The organism is Paenibacillus sp. NPDC093718 (genome assembly GCF_050279985.1).
Lineage (GTDB): Bacteria > Bacillota > Bacilli > Paenibacillales > Paenibacillaceae > Paenibacillus_AQ.
Window position 1 is genome coordinate 187,964 of record NZ_JBNNUS010000003.1, and the last position, 21,714, is coordinate 209,677.

Consider the following 21,714-nt stretch of genomic DNA (forward strand, 5'->3'; position numbering starts at 1 on the left):
TGCTCATCTATGCATACAGTCGATAAAAAAGAAAAAGTCCCCGTTAATTCGGGGACCAGGCACTCTTCGTTATTTCTATATAAAAGTGTATTTCTGTTTATTCAGGCGCATCTTGCACAGGTCTAACCGTAGATTCTCTCACGATGAGCTCAGGGTCAATTCGAACATTGCCCCCGCGTTTCATCGTACCATCCATGCGCTTCAGCAGCATATCCGCTGCCGCAAGCCCAATCCGGTCAGTAGGCTGCCGGACCGTTGTCAAATGGGGGCGCAGCTTGGATGAGATATACTGATCGTCATAGCCGACAATGGCTACCTGTTCCGGAACCCGGATGCCTTCTTCCAAAAGAGCGTTCAGGACCCCGAGCGCGATATTGTCATCGCCTGCGAATACGGCGGCAGGAAGTCGTCCTTCCCGCAGCCATTTGCAGCAGACATCATAACCAAAGTCGATTTCGAAATCGCCCGTAATCATTTCGAACGGCGCCAGGCGCTTTTCCTCAAGCGCCTGCAGAAAGCCGCTGCGACGTTCCCTCGTGCTGCGGAACATATCCTGCCCGCTGATATGCGCAATGGAGGTATGGCCGAGATCGAGCAGGTGCTTCGTTGCGGTATAGCCGCCTTTGTAGTTGTCTATGGTGACGGAATAAGCGTCATTATCCGGCTTCTGGTTGTCTATCAGGACATAAGGGATATTTCGGCGTTTCATTTCCACGATATAGTTGTCTTCTTCTAGCGGCGAGAGCAGAATCAGTCCGTCCACGCGGTCTTCCTGAATCAGATAATGGGCCTCGTCGGAGCCTATACCCGTAGAGACCGAAATGGCCAGGAAATAACCGTGCAATGCCAGCACCTCATTCAGCTCCTTGACCACAGCGTCGAAGAAAGAGTCCTGAAGGGTAGTTACGATCAACCCAACGATTCCTGTCTTACCGCGTGCTAAACTCCGGGCAGCCGCATTGGGACGGTAATCAAGCTCCTTGATGGCTTCCAGAACCTTTAGTCTGTTCTTCTCTCGAACGGATTCGGCACCGTTTAAGACACGTGAAACCGTCACGACGGACAGTCCTGATTTTTTGGCTACGTCAAATATACTAACCTTCATTGTTTATACTCCTTGCGGCATATTTTCCGTACGTTTACATTGACTTAACACTAGTATACATGCACGGAGGCCTGGCCGCGAAGCTAATTTAACAAAAGCACCGCCCCTACGAGATGGGCATAAATACAGATTCGACATGCTCCCTGTTTTGCAATTAAAAAACCTTCCAGTGATCGAATGCCGATCATTGGAAGGTTTCCGTTTCTCAGATTCTAGAAGACTACAACCCTGCAGCTATCTATTTGCGGACGACAGTATAGCCTTTATCCTGCAGCAGCTTCACGATGCCATGCTCACCCAGATAATGGGCTGACCCAACAACAATGAAATACTCTTCGTTTTTGCCGTTTTTCAAATATCCGTCGATTTTGTCTGCCATGCCGATGTTGCGGTCGATCAGCATCGCTTTGTTATATTCCTCGTCACCCGATATACTGTTGGTGAACTCGAGCAGCTGCTCGTCATTCCCCGTTTTCCACATTTCGGCCATCTGGTTCACGCTCTCATCCAGCACGTCGAAGTTATCGAGGGCGGTATTGAGGTTTTTCTCCTGCAGCTCCTTGGAGAAGCTATTAAACATGCCCAGCTGAGATCCATAAGTCTCCAGTTCCAGAATCGGCACTTTGCGTTCAATGGCCTTCTGGATGAAATACAGGTCGATTCCAGCTGATGCGTCGTACCCGGCTTTCACGGATTTCAGGCTACTAATTGTGGTTTCGGCAACCCAAGGCTTGAATGCATCAAGTGCGTTCGGCTGCATGCCACTTTGCTTCAGAATTTCACCAAGCTTGGCATAGGTCTCACTGGATACATGGTCCTTCAAGGTTGTCCCATCCTGATACATTCCCAGATCCATGATCAGTTTCTGCTGCTCCTCATCCGCCGCTTTGCTGATATCAATCTCGACGCCCAGATAATCAGCCTCGGCAAATGCTTCTTCAAACTCCGGACGCAGCGGGTAGAAGCTGTCATCCGCGATGTGCATGGAACCTACCAGATAAACTGTATTCCCGTTGCTCTCCACTTCCCACATGAAGCCGCGGCCACCCGTTTGTGCGACCTCCGTTTCTTTGGAAACCAGCACAACGGTGCGAGTTTTCGCATCCCAGCTAACCTTATAGCCCGCAGCGTCCCCAACAACCCGAATTGGCGCATACGTTACGCCATTGATTTGTTTCAGTTTGCTTTTCAGCGTAATGGTTTTGCCGTCCACAACCACATGGATCGTGTCATCTGCAGCATTCGTCAGTTTCACATCCATCGCCTGGAGCGTTGTTCTGAGCGGAACGAGCGTTGTGCCCTTATCTATAACCGGTGTGCCACGGGAGTATTCAACTACTTCGTTATCCACTTTTACTGCTGGCTGCTGTGGAGCAGCCATGGCAGGTACTGCCGAAGCAAGCAAACCTACCGAAATCGTGAGTGACAATATCATTTTTTTCCAATTTTTCATTTATGTAATCTCCTTTATGTTGGTGTAATCGGGTGCGATTAAGAACAGCCGTGCATCATGCTATTTATTTTATGGGGTTATGTTCGCCATACTGATATTGGCATGGCGCCCCCCATATCTTCTACTTCTTTGCTCCAGCAGCCCATAAGCCTGCTACAGCGATCACGGCAACTGCTCCCATTAATCCTTCTTGCATGGCAACCTTTAGCGCAGAACCTTCCGTGTTGAACATGAAGCCGCACAAAATCACGACTGCAGCAGCGCTTAAAAACATTAATAATTTCGAGCTAGTACTTTTGGTCATTTTAACAACCTCGCTATTAAGGATCAGTATCAGATTTAACGACAGCCATTAAAATTGAAATCACTTGTGCTGCTTATACTTACATCTTATATGCCTTCATCGCTTTTCTAAGCTCCTTAAATGTAGGGCGCTTGCCGTACATCAGGACGCCGGTACGATAGATTTTCGCTGCCAGCCAGCCGAAAATGAGAATGGCTACGACCAAGATCGCCAGCGAGAGAAGAATCTCCCATACTGGGATATCACCAAGTCCGATGCGAACCAGAATCGTGGTCGGCGAGATGAACGGGATGTAAGTAGACACCTTCATCAGCATCGAGTTCGGCGCACTCAGGCTAAAGATTGCGATATAGAACGCCACCAGCGACAGCATCGTAATCGGCATAACGGCTTGCCCCAAATCCTCGGTACGACTGACAATCGAACCAATGGCCGCGTAGAGCATCGCATACAAGAAATAGCCAAGGATATAGAAGATCAAACCAAACACCAGCAGCATCGGATCGATCGCCGTCAGGTCGAGATTCATGTCCTTCAATGTATCCATATTGTGCGGCAGCATCAAGTTCACGGCGGCTACAACTCCAAATGCCGCGATCTGTGACAGTCCCAGCAGGAACATGCCGATAACCTTACCAAACATTTGGCTCAGCGGAGATACGCTTGTAATCAAGATCTCCATAATGCGGGAACTCTTCTCCGTCGTTACTTCCGAAGCGATCATGTTACCTGTCCCCATCAAAGTGAAGAAGAAGAGAATAATCAGTGCATACACGACGATGTAGTTAATAACCTCGGAGGCCCCTTCCTTCTCTCCGGAAGCTCCGCCCGCGTTACTTGTTTCTGTAGGATCAATACCCCGAGCGTCGATTTGAACCGGCGTATTCAGCTCATTGATCTGCGCTTCGGACAAATCCAATCCGTCTACGATGCTGCGAGTCTTCGCCACTTGCAAGGCTGCTTGCAGATTGGATTGCAGTTCCGGGCTCATGGCTTCGTCTTCAGAGGTGTAAACCACGGTCGGGAACGTATTGCCTTCTTGCGCTTCAAATTTCAAATAACCTTCGATTACGCCAGCTTCAATGTCCTTGTTCAGAGCTGCTTCATCTGCCGTTTCGTATTTGACGAATTCATAGGAGGTCGACGGCAGGTTACTCCAGGTAGTCTCCAGTTGTTCGGCGAGCGTCTGCTCCTGTCCATAAACCAGACCGATGCGTGTAGTTTCTTCGGAGCCCGCCTTATCTCCCGTAAACATTTGAATCAGAAAAGGAAGATTAATCCCGATCGTAATAATGAGTGCAAAAATCAAGGTTGAAACAAGAAAGGACTTCGTTCTTACTTTATTCATGAACGTAAATCGGATAACGGTCCACATATTATTCATTGGATTCACCTACCGCCTTTATGAAGATTTGATTGAGTGTCGGCTCCTTCACTTCAAACCGATGGATCGTGCTTTGCGACATGGCTGTATTCAAAATCTCTTGCGCTGCATCAACCTGGCTGATCCGGATGGAGTAGCCGTCCTCTGTCCGCTCCACAGCCGTTACGCCGGCCAGTGCTTCAAGCCCCCTAACTTCACCGGACGTACCTAGCACCACCTCTTCACGAGGATACTTGGATTTGATATCTTTCAAATTCCCTTTTACCACCGTATTGGAGCGATGGAGAATCGTAATGTTTTTGCACAATTCCTCGACATGTTCCATCCGGTGGGTGGAGAACAGAATGCTCGTGCCCTTGTCGCGGAGTTCTTTTACCGTTGATTTCAGAAGTTCGACGTTCACCGGATCCAGACCACTGAAGGCTTCGTCCAAAATCAGAATTTGCGGGTCATGAACAACTGCTGCGATAAAGCCCATTTTTTGCTGGTTACCCTTAGATAGTTCTTCAATCTTCTTATCGTAATAGTCAGGTACTTCAAACCGTTCCAGCCAATATTTCAGACTCTTATCCGCATCTTTCGCGGACATGCCCCGCAGCTGTGCCAAATAGGAAATCTGCTCGCTGACTTTCACTTTCGGGTATAACCCGCGCTCCTCCGGCAAGTAACCCATAATGTGACGCAATTCTTTGTTATACGGCTTGCCGTTATACAGAATCGTTCCGTCATCCGGGTAGATCAGCCCAAGCACCATCCGCATGGTGGTTGTTTTGCCGGCGCCGTTTGCCCCGAGCAGCCCGTAGATCTCACCTTCCTCAACCTGAAGCGAAATCCGGTTTACCGCCGTTTTGTCCGCATAAATCTTAACTACATTGTCTAATTGCAAGCGTTGCATATCGTAAAAACCCCTCTCTATCCTAGTTCTGCACGTTGGCAGGAATGTTTCCGTCAATCCATAATCGAAGCACTTCATCCAGCTCCAGGGAACGGGTCTGAATAAACGGCATGCCTGCAGACTGCAGGATCTTCTCCACTTCCAAGCATTCCGTCGTTATAAAAGAAATCGTTGTTGCTGTCTCTTGTTTGTAACTCAGAATACCCGGCAGCTCCTCGACAATGGAGGCATCCCCTTGTATCCAGCACTCCTTCCAGTTATCCAGCAGCGAGTCCTTCTCCACCATGCCCAGCAGCTTCCCATGATGAATGAGAATGACGTAGTCCGCCAGGCGCCGGATTTCATCCACAACATGGGTTGAGAGCACGATCGTTGTGTCCATGGACTTCATCACTTTGTGCAGCTGATCGATCATCAGCTTCCAAGCGAAAGGATCGAGACCGGAAGAAGGTTCATCCAGCAGCAAGAACTTGGGCCTTGGTGCAAGTGCAGCGGCGATCTCGAACTTGCGTCGTTCCCCTTTGGACATCTTGCGCAGTTTTACGCCCCGCGGGACATCGAACCGGGATAGCAGCTCATCGAAAAAATAACCGTCCCAAGTGTCATACCAGGATGCGCGAAAGCTGGCCGCTTCATCTACCGTCAAATGCTGTTCCTCTACGCTTAGCTGTTCAGGAACGAAGCCCATTTGTTTACGGATCGAGACCGGAAGCTCTCCCCGGTATGACTCGCCGAACCAGGTGATTTCGCCTTCGTCCGGAAACACGGTCTGCATCATCATGTTCAGCAGGGTGCTTTTTCCCGAGCCGTTGGGTCCCACCAGAGCGACAATATATCCTTGGGGGATCGATAATTGGATCGGACCGATGGTTTTCGTTCTCCGTCGTTTAATGACATTACGAAATTCAATGATATGTGGTTCCATGGCGTAATTAACGACCTCCTTTTGCATCGAATATTTCCCGGATCACTTCCATGAACAGCTCCTTCAATTCATCCTCGTTAAACTGAACGGCAAGCCCTTTTTCGACTGCTATTTTTAACGCCTCTATAACCGCATCGCGTTTATACTGTTCACGGGCCTGATCCCCGACACCGGCAACGAAGGTTCCCGTACCTTGCCTCGTTCGCAGCAATCCTTCATTCTCAAGATCCTGATACACCCTGCGTACCGTAATGACACTACAGTTCAGATTCCCGGCAAATTCCCTAATGGACGGCAATAACATTCCCTCCTCAATCTGACCGCTAATAATGAGCGAGCGCAGCTGTGTTTCAATCTGGTGATATAAAGGCTCTGCGCTATTTTCGTTGATCTGAATCGGAATTCGCACCTTTTATCACCTCACTTTTCTCTTGTACATAGACCCGTGCTATTGCAATTCCATACGGATTCATCTTCATCTCCTTCATGATAAATCCCTGGTCTGCTGCCGGGTGTAGGTTAATTTGCTCATTAGCAGCATGGACGCCAATCCCGCAATCAGCGAACCCCACATCACCGGAGATAACAGGCTCCATTTCATGGCGGCTCTCACAACAAAATCGAAAGTACTGTAGCCCAGCAAGCTAAGCATAACGGCCGTTCCGGAGGTTAGCACCATCACCAGAAGGGAAATCCCGAAGTACCTCTTACCGCTGCACATATTTTCCCAGTAAATATAGGGTCCTGTTATTAAAAATCCGATGCCGATCCAGGTCAGTATAAATGCAATATAGCTCGGGATATCCATCGCGGCTCTAATATGATTGCCTATCGCATAAATGACTCCAAATAATACGCTGCCGTTTATTATGAAAGCGATCAGCGAGTTCATGACCCGGCTTACGAAGATAGCCGAGGCCGGTACCGGTATACTCCGGTAAAAATACAGCATCCTGGTGTATGAATCCTCGTTCAGATACCGGAAAGACCTCCTGCTAAAAAGGAATCCCAACAACGGAGCGTAGAATACCAATAGAAAGTCAATCAGTGGATTGATGTACTCATCCAAATGTTCAAACTGATTGTCAATGATAACGCTGGTGGCAAATCCCATATACACCATAAACAGCATGGTCCATACAATTTGGAGCTTGTCGCTAGCGAAGTCTTTCTTCACGATCTTCATCGCATTATGGAGAACTTGTTGCAATGCGGCTCACCCTTTCATTTCTTCATGTATTCATTTCGTTATCATCGCAGTTTAAGTTTCACTGTGCTTAGTGTGATTACTGTGCTCACTGTGTATATCTTTATACACAGTATATAGTGTGTATATAAACAGTGTCAATGGAAGTTGTAAAATTTTATGATGATCCTGGTTTCAACAGCGACCGGAGCGGATACACCCCCCCACCACCTCTGCCCTCACACTCCCTAAACACCCGTCCGAGGCTTCCTGACCGGTGTCACCATCCCTGTTCTGCGGCGGCTCATGCAAGAGCTTCCCTGTACCAGGGGAGTGTAGCCGTGGAGGAGACCTGGCGTTCGCTTTTGAAACCGGGAAACATCCACCTCGTCTAATCCCAGTTTCCTGGTTTCAACAGCGACCGGAGTGGATAAACTCCCCACTTCTGCCCTCACAAATGAGCCGCCTGCCCAATAAAAAAACACCCGCCAGATTGCTCTGACGGGTGTTCTCCCACGCTTACATTCCAAATATCACTTTCCATACAGGCTGGGTATGCCCGCCCGGATATAACAGGTACAGCAAGGTATACACGGCTACGCCGGTAATGGCGGTAAAGAACCAGATGATTGACGTGACTCTGCCCCACTTGCGGTGCTTGGAATACTTCTCCTTGAAGCCGAGGGTCAATGTCGTAATCCCGAAGACCGCTGCTACGGTAGCCAGCACAATGTGGAAGACCAGGAATACCTGATAGTACGGTTGCAGATCATCAGGACCACCCCATGACGTGTTGCCGATGAATACGGTGCGCGAGGAATAGATGATAAAGAAAATGACGGCGGCGACGGCCGCCCAGATCATCACTTTCTTGTGGGCTTCGCGCTTCCCCTTAATGATAAGACCCCAGCCAATCGCTACCAGCACGGCGCTGATAACAATAAACGTTGTACTGACCGTGGGAAATATAAAAAACCAATCCATATGGATCCCCCTTCAATAATCCCCTTACGCCTGATTGAGCTTGCCGGGAGGAATCTCGCTAGGCAAAGGATCGTCTTCCTGATTTTCTCGTTTGTACCAATGAAAGAACACATAGGCCAGCATCGAGGCAAAAATAATCTCTTGGAAAAACTTCATGATGATCCCGCCCACTCGCTGATCAATCGCAGGCTCCAGATAACCGAAGAACTCTGGTCCGCCAAATTGACTGAGCAATGCCGAGGTATCACTAGCCACGCAGTACCCCATCGCCTTCGCCCATACCACCGGATCGCTGTAGGTTGCGTACATCGGCTCGCTCGAGAAAATAATGAGCGCACACGCCGGAGTTAGCAATACCATGTTGAGAAAGATGTATCCCATTTTCAAAAGACCTGAGGACTTGTCCTTCTCCGGAATCGGGTTAATGATAGCCCACCACATCAACAGTGAGGCGATGAACAGGATCAAATAGTACAAACGGTGCACCCAGAAGTTCAACATGACAAAGTCATGGATAACCGGGACGTGATAAAAAGAAAACAAGCCGTTAAACAGAACCGCGGCAACGATCGGACGCGCAAGAAAACCGAGCTTCTTAAACGGGTTGACCTTATCGAAGGAGCGCCACATCCAGACAGGAATACCCAGAATCAAGAGCGGCATCGCCATTAAATAGGACATGGCCATACTGACCATATGAAAAGAGAACATCGTATGCCCCAGCAGTTCAATAGGTCCACCCTGCGCAAGATAGAACGTAAACATACCGCCTACAAACAGTGTTTTCCTTCCTGCGGAAACCGGAGCGCTCCCTTCGAATCTACTGCTCAGCGGCCCGGTCAACAGGAAGTAGCCTGCTGTTACGAGCAGCATAAATGCCAGGAACAAGGGACTCCATTTATCTGCAAAACTAAAATATTCTAAGCCCAGCATGCAAAAACCTCCCCTTAACGGGTTAAATTCTGTCGAAATTGTGACACCTTCCTACGATTTAAAAAAAGAGGGGGCTGAAGTAGCCCACCTCTTTTTCATTCTACCACCAAACCCAGAACAGTGCCATGACAATACAGGTACTAGCTACGAAGAACCCGCCAATCATAAACAGGATTGGCATCAGATGCCCTTTGTCCTTCAAGTGCATCCAGTAACCCATTTGCACGAACACCTGCAACACAGCCATAACCAGCAAAATGATGATCGTAAATGCTGTGTTGATGCCACCGGCTGCGACGGCCGCAAAAGCAATCGCAGTCAGGACGATCGAGAAAATAAAGACAACAATGTGTTTCTCAGGGCCTTCCACACGATGGCGGTGTTTTACTGTAGGCCCCTCATTAGATTGTTGATTCGCAGTCATTCCTTAGCCCACCTTTCCAAGAAGGTATACGACCGAGAAGATGAACACCCATACAACGTCGATAAAGTGCCAGTACATGGCAGAAACATATACCTTAGGTGCTGTAACTACGGTTAACCCTTTTCTGTACAGCTGAGCGATCAACAGGCTGATCCACACAACCCCGAAAGCAACGTGGGCACCGTGGAAGCCAACCAGCGTATAGAATGCAGACGAGAATGCACTCGTCTTCATGTTAAACGATTCATGCACAACATATTCATAGAACTCATAAATTTCAAGGCCAAGGAACCCAAGACCCAGAACAACGGTTACGATCAGCCACAACTTCAGCTTCTCGATATTGTGACGGTGGAGCGCCTGAATAGCGAACACACTGGTCAAGGAACTGACAAGCAATATCAGCGTTGCCGCTGCCGTAATCGGCAGAGAGAACAGCTCAGCTGCGGTTGGGCCTTCGTTGTTCTGTCCGCGAAGCGCCAGGAACGTTGCAAACAACGTACCGAAGAGCACCGCCTCTCCACCGAGGAAGAGCCAGAAACCAAGAACCTTATTACGGCCTTCGAGTGTTGCCTTCTCCGGCTCGTGAGGAAGTTCGCCGTTTACATGTTCAGCGTGACTCATGCTTTACCCTCCCCTTCCAGTTCTTCAACTTCGATGTGATATCCATGATCATCGTACAGGGAACGAGCGATCATTGCAGCGAACGTAATCAGAAGACCAACAATCAGAACGATATATTTATTGAAGATTAAGCTCATGAACGAATTCGAGAAGTCCTCCGTGCTAAACATGAAACCAAGACCCGCAATAAACAGACCCAGTGACATCACAAACGGAAGGATACTTGGTGAAGGCATGTGGATCGGACCAACCGGTTCGGATGGTGTCATCTCTTTATTGCCTGCCATCTTCTCTTTCCAATAAGCATCAATGCCGCGAACAAGCGGAATTTGCTTAAAGTTGTACTCTGGCGGTGGAGAAGGAATACTCCACTCGAGCGTACGGCCATCTTCCCATGGATCGGCCGGAGCACCAACCGGTTTTCTCGAAGTGATCACAACGTTTGCCAAGAAGGCCAAAACGCCGATCCCCATCAAGATTGCGCCGATGGTACTGATAAAGTTAAGTTCGTCAAAATTCTGATTCGGCAGATAAGAGACAATCCGCCGCTGCATACCCAGCAATCCAAGGAAATGCTGTACGAAGAATGTCATATGGAAGCCGATTGCGAACAACCAGAACGTCCATTTGCCAAGCGTTTCGTTCAGTACGCGACCGAACATTTTTGGCCACCAGTAATGCAATCCGGCAAACAAACCGAATACCAGACCACCAACGATAACGTAGTGGAAGTGAGCTACAACGAAGTACGTATCATGGAACTGGAAGTCTGCCGGAGCAGATGCCAGCATGACGCCGGTAACTCCGCCCATTACGAACGTCGGTACGAAACCGATCGCGAACAGATTTGCACTGGTAAAGCGGATTTGACCGCCCCACATCGTAAAGAGCCAGTTAAAGATTTTGATACCGGTAGGAACGGCGATCAGCATCGTTGCGATGGAGAAGAGCGCATTCGCTACAGGACCAAGACCTGTCGTAAACATATGGTGAGCCCAAACCATGAAGCCCAAGAAGGCGATCAGGATGGTTGCAAATACCATGGAGCTGTATCCGAACAAACGTTTACGGGAGAATGTCGGAATAACTTCTGAAATAATACCGAATGCCGGCAAAATCAGAATGTAGACTTCAGGGTGACCAAAGATCCAGAAAATATGCTGCCACAATACGGAGCTACCGCCAGCCGCAACATCAAAGAAATTGGCACCGAGCAAACGGTCAAAGCTAAGCAATACAAGACCTACCGTAATTGCAGGGAATGCGAACAGGATCATGGCCGATGTAATGAAAGCCGTCCATGTAAACATTGGCATTCTCATGAAGGACATTCCAGGTGCACGCATCGTTATGATGGTAGCCAGGAAATTGATACCACCGATCAATGTACCCAGACCTGCAATCTGAAGACCTATGGTATAAAAGTCTACACCGTGCGTGGACGAGTAGTCATTTGTGGAAAGCGGTGTATACGATGTCCAGCCCGCATCAGGCGCGCCGCCCATAATCCAGCTAAGATTGAGCAAAAGTCCACCGAACAAAAACGTCCAAAATCCTAGCGAATTCAAAAATGGAAATGCGACGTCACGTGCACCGATCTGAAGCGGAATAACCGCGTTCATCAAGGCGAAGATAACTGGCATAACGCCAAGGAAAATCATTGTCGTTCCGTGCATTGTAATCAATTCGTTAAATACTTGAGCCGATACCAGATCGTTCATCGGCTTGATCAGCTGCAAGCGAATCAGAATCGCTTCAATACCGCCAATCCCGAAGAAGAAGCCGCCCGCTATCAGGTATAATATCCCGATTTTCTTGTGGTCAACGGTTGTAAGCCAATCCATTAACCCCGTGTAGCGTTTGACGCTATGGCTTTGAGCATGAGCGTGAGCCAAGGTTTGTACCCCCTTTTAAAGTTCTTGCTGCTGTATTAATAATCCAACTTATAATTGGCCAAGTAATCGGCAATCTGCTCGATTTCTTCGTCACTGAAGCCGAGATCCTTCGGATTTGGCATCGTGTTGCCAGGTTTTACAGCCTGAGGCTCCATCAGCCATTCCACCAGGTTGTCTTTCGTTGGCTTCGTGCCTGGTTTGCCGCTTATGTCGTTCAGCAAGATACTCGCAATCGTCTCACGTGATCCAATGCCCGTCAGGTTAGGACCCATGGCTCCGCCTTGGTCGCCCACAGCGTGGCAAGAAAGGCAGTTGGTCTTGAATTTCTCGGCGAGTGCCGCATCGGCAGGGAGCACAGCAGGTTCTTTAAATGCCGCAACCCATTTGTCAAATGTCGCATCGTCAACCGCTTTCACCCGGAATTCCATGAATCCGTGAGAAGGACCGCACAACTCTGCGCATTTACCAATGTATGTATCTGCTTTGTCAGCAACCAGAGTCATGTAGTTAACGCTGCCTTCTGTGTTTGTATCCATCTTGCCGCCGAGCGATGGTACCCAGAAGGAGTGAAGCACATCATTCGTTTTTAATTGGAAAGCAATTTTCTTGCCTACAGGAATAACCAGCTCTTGAGCGGTTCTTACGCCGTAGTCTGGATAATTGAACTCCCACCAGAACTGATGAGAAGTAACTTCCACCTTAACTGCATCTGGATTGTTCCAGTCGTTCTCTCCGTAAGCAAATACCTTTTGAATAGTAGGAACTGCAAGCACGAGTACCAAGAGCAGCGGAATCGCCGTCCAAATAATCTCCAGCTTATGGTTACCTTCTACTTGCTCAGGAATTTCATCTTGTCCCTTCTTTCGACGGAATTTAACAAGCACGTATGCGGCGATTCCAAATACCACAACCATTACGACGATCATAATCGAAATGGAGAGCTTAATTAAATCCAGTTGACCTTGTGCTACCGGACCTTGTGGTCTTAAGACCGACAAATCCTCTCGGCCGCAGCCGGATAACACCAAAGCAAACATGGCCATCAAAGGAAGAAGACGCTTTACAGCCTGCCACCGTTTCATCATTGATCTACCCCACTTTTCCGATTTTCGTAGACTACCATCCGGCGCAAACAGCGGTAATCTACCTGCACAATCACGGATGAAGTAATCCTGTCAATTAAAGCAATCACTTATTAAATATAAGTTCATGGGTTGCTTTTGTCAATCATTCACAGGGAGTTCACAAATTGTTCGAAAAGTCGTCAAAGTCGCGCCGTTACTGATTTTGCAATCGCTTTCAAACCGTATCCGCCATCCCGTGACCCATCATTCGACATTCTTCACACCCTGTCTGCGACAGCCTTCATAGCTATATATACAGTCATTTCCGCCTTTTTGAATCTATATGCAGCCGCCCCCCATTTATCTGGACACCCATGACATAAGGAGGTCTCCTTCGAAAAGCCCTGATGCCTCACGAAGAAAACCTCCTATTATTATGGTATATTTTTCGGCATCTTAATCCGTCAGGATAACAGCTTCTCCACGCGTAATAGCAATCGTATGCTCATACTGGACGCCCACCGATCCGTCCGCACTGGAAATGGTCCAGCCGTCATCCCCCCAGAACACGGCACCCGAGGGGCCCAGGGTAAAAACAGGTTCAATGGTAATGACCATTCCTTCTTTGAGTTTAAGTCCCCTTCCTGGAATGCCATAGTTCGGGACATCGGGCGGCTCGTGGATGGCGCGGCCGATGCCATGACCGACAAGCGATTTGACGATCCCGTAGCCTTCCCTTTTGGCAACCTGTTCAATGGCATAACCTACGTCGCCCAAGGTTGCGCCGTGTCGAGCGGCCTCGATCCCTTTAAACAGCGCTTCATGGGTGTGCTGCATCAGCTGGTATACTTCCCTTGAAACCCGATCTACCGCATAGGTCCAGCCGGAATCCGCCAGCCACCCGTTCTTATTCACCACCATATCAATGGTCACAACATCCCCGGATTGCAGCGGCCGCTGATCGGGGAATCCATGGCACACCACCTCATTGACCGATGCACAAGTTGCGTATGGAAATCCTTTATATCCTTTTTGCTCGGGCAAAGCCCCATTCTTCTCCAAAAATCTCTCGACCCTGGCATCGATCTCGCTCGTTGTGATTCCCGGTTTGATGACTTTCGCTATTTCATGGTGACACGCAGCCAGTATACGTCCCGCCTCGCGGATATATCCGATTTCTTCCTTCCGTCTGAGCTGTGTCCTCACATCTGTCCACTCCCTTATATCCTTATCGGATCGATTGCTAACAATATATGTAGGGACAGATGCAAAATTCCCCCAGGAAATAGACTTTCCGAGGAGATGAGCCTGTTGACTTAACGGGGACTGGCAAACGCAAAAAAACCGCTTTCGGGACATTTGCCCCAAAAACGGTTTAACCATAAACTCTAAATGGTTCATATCATTAGTCATTAACAAGGTGAAGATGCGATGCGTGTTGGTTATTTCTATAGACCAGGTGCTATTACAGGTTACGAAACGGAGGAATTCAGCTTGCCAAGTTCATGCTCAACAACAAGTGTAAGCTCTTCTTCATAGCCCCCCATAATATGGTACTTCCGGACATACTCCTTTACAAATTTTTTCGGATCTTTAGGCCGGAAAATTCGTGTCATTTCCCGCAGACTTTCCTTAACCTCATTGTGACCTTTCGTTGCCATGATGGATCCCTCCCAAAACGTGTGGAATAAAATTACTCCGTTTAAAGAGAATGCCGAAAAGATCTACCTCATTAAGTTGAAGCCATATTGCAGTTCTTACGGTGACCATTAGGTTGATATTCAGCAACTTACCAATGCACCTGACACTATACATACCCTAACAGCATGCAACTGAATCATTAATATATTATATCATATTCTTCTGTTTGTTTCATCTTTCCCAAAAAATGTTTTTTGGTCTATGTTTTTTCATCAGATCATCCTTTATCCCCGGAATTGGTTAAGATACATTCAAACGAACCTCCCGCGCTCCAGAAATCAGCGAATATCACAAATGGATACGCAGAATAACATATTCTAGATACAAGGAGGCCTACAGCTCATGCCGAACTCACAGTCTATCCTGCATTCCCCTGTCGATTTAGGATCACCTATTCCTGCCGCTGAGCCTCATGAGGCAGGGCTGCACCTCGATTCGCTTGATCAGGTCGACCTGATCATTCAGAAACAATATCCGAAAATGCGCAGCTTTCTCCTGCTGTATGCCGGCAAACTCATCTATGAACGCTATTACAACGGTCATGGCGTTTCCTCGCTGAACGATCTCAGGTCCGCTACCAAGAGTTTTACGTCAGCGTTATGCGGCATCGCCCACTCACGCGGCGAGTTACCTGATCTGAATTCCTCTGTAATGGATATTTTCCATCGATATGTTCCCGAACGAGCCCATCCGCTATTACACAAGGTTTCCCTTCATCATCTGTTGACGATGACCTCAGGTTTTGCGTGGCAAACCGGTAAAAAGCTAGGGGAACCGCTCATTCACCGATTCCACCGCAACCGGAAGTGGACAAGCTTCGCGCTATCCCTCCCTGTCATGGAACAGGAAATGGGCCTCTTCCAATATCGGAGCACGGATTCCCATCTGCTCTCCGTTGCCATTAGCGAGGCTACGGGAATGGATGCTTACACCTATGCCAGACAATATTTATTCGAGCCGCTCGGCATTCGCCATGCCGCCTGGTCCCCAAGTCCCGAGGGCCACAGCATGGGTCACGTTGGCCTCTATCTTACCTCCCGCGACATGGCCAAATTCGGGCTTTGCTGCCTGAATGGGGGACGTTGGCAAGGCACCACGCTCATCCCGGAATCATGGCTTAAGCAAGCCCTCGCTCCGCAGGTCAAGGGCTATCCCGCCTTTGGGGATTACGGTTTCCAGTGGTGGACCGGCATTCAGAACGGGACTCCCTTCGCTCTTGCACACGGCCATGGAGGACAGCAAATCTACCTTTTTCCCCAATTGGATACGGTCGTCGTATTTACTGCCGACAGCAAGGTCAGCCGCTGGAAGAACCCACGCTCTCTGCTGGAGCGCTATATTCTTGATGACTTAAAGTCAAAACCTGCTTCATTATCCTCAGGCAGCTGACAGATCGTCAACTTAGGTCCTCCCTGCACTTAGGAGCACTCGGTTCTTTCCCGAGACCGTATCTGACTTACATGCAAATTTCAGCGGATAGTACCTCCTCTTTCTGGTTACTTTATGCGATATGAATCATTTCTAAAATCAAGCCTGAGAGGAGCATGCGACATGTCCGGAAAAGACAAGGATCTCCACCCTATTTCGCGAGAAGAGGTTGAAGTAGACGGAACATACACGAATGAATGGGGACGGGAGGAATATTTAAAACGCGGCGAGGAATTTCCGTTCGATCCGCAGAAGGGCTCCACGGAGTGGCGGCTGGCGGAGTATGATTTTGAAAACCACCATCGAGGCATGACAGACGAGCGCCTGGTTCCAAAAGAGAAAGGTCCTGATAAGCAAGTTAATGCCGAATCACCGCTGCGCCATGATGTGCATGTAGACTAAAGCCCTTGTATATCGGCAGTGAAGAGATGATTCATCAGATCTGCTTATAAAAAAGGGTGATATGACATGCGAAAATCGAAGCGGCTCCTGCTATGGCTGATCCCGATCACCGTTGTAGGGGCCTTATGGCTTGCTGCTTATTTCATGGAGCCGGAATACGCCTATTTACCGCCTGCACATAAATTGGAAAATGCTACGCAAATCCAAGCCCAGCAAACGGGTTTTATTCGCCAGTATGATATCTGGGGAAAGACGCTTACGGTTCCCGGTACCGCCCTGAAGGATCAGGATCCCCGCTTAACAGCCGCCCATGGCGCCGTTGAGGTGACAAAAGAACTGCTTGCCCTAGGGCGTCGTACACTATATGAGGAATCCTTTGGCAATGAGGTGTTTTTAACTGATATCTTGGGGATCGTCGATGGTCCGATGAAGCTAAAAAACGTTGCAAAAGCTATCGCCGAGCTGAAGGGACGGGGAACAACCAATTTACGCGTTGAACTCGATCAGGATGTGACGATCGGCGACAAATCCTTCCGCAAGGGAGATAAGATTGATACAGGCTTCGATGTAGCCAAAGGCGCCTATGCCCCCATTGGCGTTACGGTTAAATATGCCGAAGGCAAAGCCCGCATCGGTGTTAGCTGCATGGCCTGCCATGCGACCGTCAACCGTGAAACGGGAATGATCGTCGAGGGCGCGCCCAACTCCGATCTGAACCTCGGTTTAATGCTGGCACTGGCCCCGAATAGCGCGGCTTATTTTAATCATACGGACATTACGAGCCTGGTCGATTATGTAAAGAACGAGCAGCGTACGATTGTAAACTCCAAAGGAAAAACCGAAGCGCTGCCGGATTCCGCCCTGCTGGAAAAAGCCGTTGACGAAAATCTGGTTAAATGGATGCCCGGCACGTTCGATACAACCGCGGATCTGGTCAGTGACGTGACCCAAATTCCCGATATGTTTACGAAGGGCGATCATCCATACAGCTGGAGCGGCTTCGCTGCCGCGGGGCCCTTCAAGGGACTTAGCACCTTCAGCAACAATGTTCACGCCCAGAACACGGATACCTTGAGTCAAACCGAGGTTAGCGAACCGATGTGGGGAATCGACAAAGAGATTTATGTGGGCACCATTCTGCAAAATGCAGCCCATCGCAAGTTTCGCTATGATCCGGGCAGCGGGCTGAAGCCCATCGAATTCTTTAACCGGCTGGATCCCAATCCCGGCACCCCCGGCGTGAATAAGGTTGTGAAGATTCCGAATTTCCCGAAGGTTTCAGCCATCGCACCGAACGGGCTGTACATCAGCTCGCCGGGCTTCAAAGCCGGGGAGCAGGTGAACGCCATGTCCGCCTACCAGAATACGATCCGTCCGCCGGAAACGGATACCAAGGATATCTCCGACGCCAAGACGATCAACCTCGGAGCGGAAGTATTCAAAAAAGCGCAATGCATTACGTGCCACGCTGGTGACTTCTATACGAATAACCGCGTTATGCGCGCGGCAGAAATCGGTACCGAGCCCGCAAGGGCAAAAGCCTTCCAGCGCACGCAGAATGCTTTTGGCGATGCGGAGTTCTACCCGCCCGACACGCCTGTCCCAATCCCTCCGGGTGCCAAAATAACCAAAATTCCGCTGGATGATATCGACCCGGAGCAGATCAAGTTGGGCTTCGGCCATACATCGGGCGGCGGTTATAAGGTCAAAGGGTTGATCGGTCTTCGCTGGTCCGCACCGTATTTGCACGACGGCGGCGTAGCGGTCGGGCCTAAGCTGACGCAAACCGGCGTATCACACACGCTTATGAAAGGGATTCAACCAGACCCTTACAACAGCCTGAAAGCCCTGATAGACCGTAAGCTGAGACTGCAGGTCGTCGAGGCGAACCGCAAGGATTCAAGACTGAAAGACACCCATGTCACCGGTCAGGGACATGAGTTCTGGGTGGACGAAAGCAGCGGGTTCACGCAGGAGCAGCAGGATGCTCTCGTGAAATATCTGCTGCAATTGAAAATGAAATAAGTTCGGGATTTAACCATCATACTTTGTCCCATCGGCTCATAAGGTAAGGTATAAAGCTTGCCCTACCCCAGAACCGGTCTAAGACAAGGAGTTGATGAGATGTCCCCTTTCAAATCGTCCACAGGACTTCCCGAGAATCTGGCGGCTACGCTGTGCTATCTTTTTCCCATGGTCGGAGGAATTCTGTTTCTTTCATTAGAAAAGAGAAGCCGCTACGTCATATTTCATGCTCTGCAGTCCTTGCTGGCCTTTGGCGTCCTGGCCGTCGCTCACCTGCTGTCGAGCGCGGTGCCCATCATCGGCCTTCTGGCCTCCGCCCTTCTGGCGCTGGTCGGCGTCTTGATGTGGCTGGTGCTTATGGCAAACGCCATTCAGGGAAAATGGTTCAAGCTGCCCTGGATCGGCAATATTGCAGAGAAACAAATGCAGCGCGTCTAAAGCTTATACATCACGCAAAACGGCTGCCTCCACTCTATGGAGGCAGCCGTTTTGGGTTGGATCCAACAGGACTAATTCAAAAGAAAAACGTCTATCGACGTCCTGTCTGCAGAAGCCAGACCGCTAGTCGAGAAAGTTTTTCTTACGAGATAAGGAGGGTTAGCCTCTGAAATTGTTACTTTCTTATCAACTAAAAAAACAGCCGGAGGTCACCCGGCTGCTTTCAGTGGGCATTGCTTATGCAGCATGCCCTTCTGCTGTATCACCTTGCTCTGTATGAGTGGGCTTCGTATATTTCAAGCCGTTAAAGATCAGGTTCAGCACAATCGCGGTCAAGCTGCCCGCCACGATGCCGTTATCCGCAAGAATGCGCAGGTTGTCAGGCAGACTTGCGAACAGACCCGGTACGGTTGTCACACCAAGGCCCATGCCGACGGAACACGCAATAATGAACAGGTTCTCGTGACGGTTAAGGTCTACTTGATCTCCTAACATCCGAATACCGGAAGATACAACCATGCCGAACAGGGCTACCATCGCTCCACCGAGAACCGAAGTCGGTACAAGCTGTGTCATGGCGGCAATCTTCGGTACAAATCCGATCAATACGAGCAAGCCGCCTGCCACAACGATCACGTCGCGCGTCTTCACGCGGCTCATCTGAATCAAACCAACGTTTTGAGAGTAAGTGGTGTAAGGAAATGAATTGAAAATACCGCCGACCACAATCGCAAGACCCTCCGCACGATAACCACGAGACAGATCCTTGGAGGTGATGTCGCGATCCACGATTTTGCCAAGCGCCATAAATACGCCCGTCGATTCGGCAACGCTGACAATTGCCACCAGTATCATTGTCATGATCGGAACGATTTTAAACTCCGGCGTACCAAAATAGAAGGGTTGCGGAGCACGGAACCAGCCGGCTTCGCGAAGCGGGGTTAAATCCACTCCACCGTAGAATGCGGCTACCACGGTGCCTAGAATAAGACCCAGAAGAACCGATATCGATCGCCAGAAACCTTTGGCAAACCGATTCATGATAATAATGAATGCAAGAACGCCGAAGCCGAGGGAAATGTTCAATGCGCTGCCAAAATCCTCGCTGCCTTGACCGCCGCCAAGGTCATTCAAAGCTACGGGAATCAGTGTCAAACCGATAATCGTAACAACAGAGCCTGTAACGACAGGCGGGAATACCTTAATCAGTTTGCCGAATAAACCGGAGAACAGAATGACAAATAAACCGGAAGCAATAATCGCTCCGTAAATAGCCGACATCCCGTGCTGCTGTCCGATAATGATCATCGGACCTACTGCCTGGAACGCGCAGCCGAGCATGACCGGAAGACCGATACCGAAGTACTTGTTGCCGAACACCTGCAGCAAGGTTGCGACCCCGCATGCAAGCAGGTCGATGGCGATGAGATAAGTCAGCTGCTCTGTCGTTAGACCGAGTGCACCACCAACGATAAGCGGTACGATGATCGCCCCTGCGTACATTGCCAATACATGCTGCAAACCTAGTGAAAAGGTTTTACCTGGACTCCGATTTTTATCAAAAATCGGTTCTTGCACCGCTTGTTTCTGTTGTTCCATGGCTTCTTGATTCCTCCCAATATGTTGTTGGCTTTCGTTCTATGCGAATGTCACTACGCCATCTTCAAGTGACGCAATACGTACGAGCGATTCTACACGGTATCCCGCTTCGGCCAGCAAACGTCCTCCTGGCTGAAACGCTTTTTCAATGACGATCCCGATGCCTGCCACTTCGGCACCCGCCTGCTCTACGATGCGGGCAAGTCCGAATGCCGCTTCGCCATTGGCAAGGAAGTCATCCACGATCAGCACTTTATCGCCGGGCTTGATGAATTTCTTCGCGACCGTAATTTCGTTTGTCTCCTGCTTGGTGAAGGAGTATACCTTCTCCACGAATATATCCTCACGGAGCGTCAGCGACTTCTGCTTCCGTGCAAAGATGAGAGGCACTTCCATTTCAAGCGCGGTCATAATGCCGGGCGCGATGCCGGAGGATTCGATGGTCAATACACGAGTCACGTTCGCTTCCTTGAACAACCGTGTAAATTCCTTTCCTACCTCTTTCATCAATACCGGATCCATCTGGTGGTTCAGGAACGAATCCACCTTCAGTACCTGTCCGCTTAATACAATGCCTTCCTCTTTCACTTTGTTCTGCAGTAATTGCATGATGCTCCCCCTTAAAATTTGTTCACATTCCAAGCAAAAAAAAGCCCACTTCCTCCTTTCACCGAATCGCCGGGAAAGAAACAAGTGGGCATAAGCAGCAAAAACGCACCGTGACATCACGTCAATGGAATTGACCTGGCTTGTCCGCTGCTGCTGTTATAACCCGTAGTCCAATCATTTCCGGTGATCGGGTAGAGACATGCAGGCCAATTCCTGCACCTATACGAGAAAATGTATGATATCCAATTTCCTTGGAATGCTTGCGTGTACATGGTATATTTCCGAATGAATGAAGTATAACGCATTCCCTATGAAAAAATAAAGTGAAAATTTACG

General features: G+C 49.2%; 22 protein-coding genes and 1 riboswitch. Of the genes, 4 read left to right on the plus strand and 18 right to left on the minus strand.

Going from position 1 to position 21,714, the window contains the following annotated elements; translation table 11 throughout:
• Positions 1–97: 97 nt before the first annotated feature.
• The 16 genes from ACQKPA_RS10700 to ACQKPA_RS10775 all read right to left on the minus strand — a co-directional run bounded on the left by ACQKPA_RS10700 (position 98) and on the right by ACQKPA_RS10775 (position 14,837).
• Positions 98–1,105: a LacI family DNA-binding transcriptional regulator gene (locus ACQKPA_RS10700; RefSeq protein ID WP_427492014.1), complete on the minus strand. Its 1,008-nt coding sequence runs from the start codon at positions 1,103–1,105 to the stop codon at positions 98–100.
• A 238-nt stretch (positions 1,106–1,343) separates the two neighbouring features.
• Positions 1,344–2,558 carry a TraB/GumN family protein gene (locus ACQKPA_RS10705; RefSeq protein ID WP_427492016.1) on the minus strand — a complete coding sequence of 405 codons (1,215 nt, stop codon included), beginning with the start codon at positions 2,556–2,558 and terminating at the stop codon, positions 1,344–1,346.
• Positions 2,559–2,679: 121 nt separating this feature from the next.
• Entirely contained in the window at positions 2,680–2,862 is a 183-nt protein-coding gene (locus tag ACQKPA_RS10710) for a hypothetical protein (RefSeq protein WP_427492018.1), read from the minus strand.
• Between the two features lie 79 nt (positions 2,863–2,941).
• Positions 2,942–4,246: an ABC transporter permease gene (locus tag ACQKPA_RS10715; RefSeq protein ID WP_427492020.1), complete on the minus strand. Its 1,305-nt coding sequence runs from the start codon at positions 4,244–4,246 to the stop codon at positions 2,942–2,944.
• Positions 4,239–5,141, minus strand: a complete 903-nt coding sequence (locus tag ACQKPA_RS10720; RefSeq protein WP_427492022.1) for an ABC transporter ATP-binding protein — start codon at positions 5,139–5,141, stop codon at positions 4,239–4,241. Before ACQKPA_RS10720 ends, ACQKPA_RS10715 begins: the two co-directional genes overlap by 8 nt.
• Before the next feature lie 22 nt (positions 5,142–5,163).
• Positions 5,164–6,066, minus strand: a complete 903-nt coding sequence (locus ACQKPA_RS10725; protein WP_427492024.1) for an ABC transporter ATP-binding protein — start codon at positions 6,064–6,066, stop codon at positions 5,164–5,166.
• A gap of 7 nt (positions 6,067–6,073) precedes the next feature.
• Positions 6,074–6,475 (minus strand): GntR family transcriptional regulator, encoded by a 402-nt coding sequence (locus ACQKPA_RS10730; protein WP_427492026.1) that lies wholly within the window; start codon positions 6,473–6,475, stop codon positions 6,074–6,076.
• A 75-nt stretch (positions 6,476–6,550) separates the two neighbouring features.
• Positions 6,551–7,276 (minus strand): hypothetical protein, encoded by a 726-nt coding sequence (locus ACQKPA_RS10735; protein WP_427492028.1) that lies wholly within the window; start codon positions 7,274–7,276, stop codon positions 6,551–6,553.
• Between the two features lie 495 nt (positions 7,277–7,771).
• Positions 7,772–8,236: a DUF420 domain-containing protein gene (locus ACQKPA_RS10740; RefSeq protein ID WP_098741840.1), complete on the minus strand. Its 465-nt coding sequence runs from the start codon at positions 8,234–8,236 to the stop codon at positions 7,772–7,774.
• A 24-nt stretch (positions 8,237–8,260) separates the two neighbouring features.
• Positions 8,261–9,169 carry a cytochrome c oxidase assembly factor CtaG gene (ctaG, locus tag ACQKPA_RS10745; RefSeq protein ID WP_427492030.1) on the minus strand — a complete coding sequence of 303 codons (909 nt, stop codon included), beginning with the start codon at positions 9,167–9,169 and terminating at the stop codon, positions 8,261–8,263.
• Positions 9,170–9,269: 100 nt separating this feature from the next.
• Positions 9,270–9,593, minus strand: a complete 324-nt coding sequence (locus tag ACQKPA_RS10750; RefSeq protein WP_071222061.1) for a cytochrome C oxidase subunit IV family protein — start codon at positions 9,591–9,593, stop codon at positions 9,270–9,272.
• A gap of 3 nt (positions 9,594–9,596) precedes the next feature.
• Entirely contained in the window at positions 9,597–10,217 is a 621-nt protein-coding gene (locus tag ACQKPA_RS10755) for a cytochrome (ubi)quinol oxidase subunit III (RefSeq protein ID WP_009590523.1), read from the minus strand.
• Entirely contained in the window at positions 10,214–12,061 is a 1,848-nt protein-coding gene (gene ctaD / locus ACQKPA_RS10760; RefSeq protein WP_427492778.1) for a cytochrome c oxidase subunit I, read from the minus strand. The genes ACQKPA_RS10755 and ctaD overlap by 4 nt, the downstream gene beginning before the upstream one ends.
• Before the next feature lie 86 nt (positions 12,062–12,147).
• Positions 12,148–13,197 carry a cytochrome c oxidase subunit II gene (coxB, locus tag ACQKPA_RS10765; protein WP_071222063.1) on the minus strand — a complete coding sequence of 350 codons (1,050 nt, stop codon included), beginning with the start codon at positions 13,195–13,197 and terminating at the stop codon, positions 12,148–12,150.
• A gap of 435 nt (positions 13,198–13,632) precedes the next feature.
• Entirely contained in the window at positions 13,633–14,382 is a 750-nt protein-coding gene (gene map / locus ACQKPA_RS10770) for a type I methionyl aminopeptidase (protein ID WP_427492033.1), read from the minus strand.
• Between the two features lie 266 nt (positions 14,383–14,648).
• Positions 14,649–14,837, minus strand: coding sequence for a hypothetical protein (locus ACQKPA_RS10775; protein WP_006208082.1), 189 nt, complete (start codon positions 14,835–14,837; stop codon positions 14,649–14,651).
• Positions 14,838–15,219: 382 nt separating this feature from the next.
• Here ACQKPA_RS10775 and ACQKPA_RS10780 point away from each other — a divergent pair, with 382 nt between their 5' ends.
• The 4 genes from ACQKPA_RS10780 (at position 15,220) to ACQKPA_RS10795 (ending at position 19,170) form a co-directional block, all read left to right on the plus strand.
• On the plus strand, positions 15,220–16,266 hold the full coding sequence (locus ACQKPA_RS10780; RefSeq protein WP_427492035.1) for a serine hydrolase domain-containing protein: 1,047 nt from the start codon (positions 15,220–15,222) through the stop codon (positions 16,264–16,266).
• A gap of 162 nt (positions 16,267–16,428) precedes the next feature.
• Positions 16,429–16,707: a transposase gene (locus ACQKPA_RS10785; protein ID WP_071222066.1), complete on the plus strand. Its 279-nt coding sequence runs from the start codon at positions 16,429–16,431 to the stop codon at positions 16,705–16,707.
• Between the two features lie 66 nt (positions 16,708–16,773).
• Positions 16,774–18,732 (plus strand): electron transport protein, encoded by a 1,959-nt coding sequence (locus ACQKPA_RS10790; protein ID WP_427492037.1) that lies wholly within the window; start codon positions 16,774–16,776, stop codon positions 18,730–18,732.
• 99 nt (positions 18,733–18,831) lie between these two features.
• The gene (locus ACQKPA_RS10795; RefSeq protein WP_100540077.1) at positions 18,832–19,170 is read left to right on the plus strand and encodes a DUF4870 domain-containing protein; all 339 of its coding nucleotides are present in this window, start codon (positions 18,832–18,834) and stop codon (positions 19,168–19,170) included.
• 237 nt (positions 19,171–19,407) lie between these two features.
• Here ACQKPA_RS10795 and ACQKPA_RS10800 read toward each other — a convergent pair whose 3' ends face one another.
• Both ACQKPA_RS10800 and ACQKPA_RS10805 read right to left on the minus strand, forming a co-directional pair.
• On the minus strand, positions 19,408–20,769 hold the full coding sequence (locus ACQKPA_RS10800; RefSeq protein ID WP_427492040.1) for a nucleobase:cation symporter-2 family protein: 1,362 nt from the start codon (positions 20,767–20,769) through the stop codon (positions 19,408–19,410).
• A gap of 39 nt (positions 20,770–20,808) precedes the next feature.
• Positions 20,809–21,378, minus strand: coding sequence for a xanthine phosphoribosyltransferase (locus ACQKPA_RS10805; RefSeq protein ID WP_427492042.1), 570 nt, complete (start codon positions 21,376–21,378; stop codon positions 20,809–20,811).
• Between the two features lie 146 nt (positions 21,379–21,524).
• A riboswitch (purine riboswitch) is annotated at positions 21,525–21,625 on the minus strand.
• Positions 21,626–21,714: the final 89 nt, after the last annotated feature.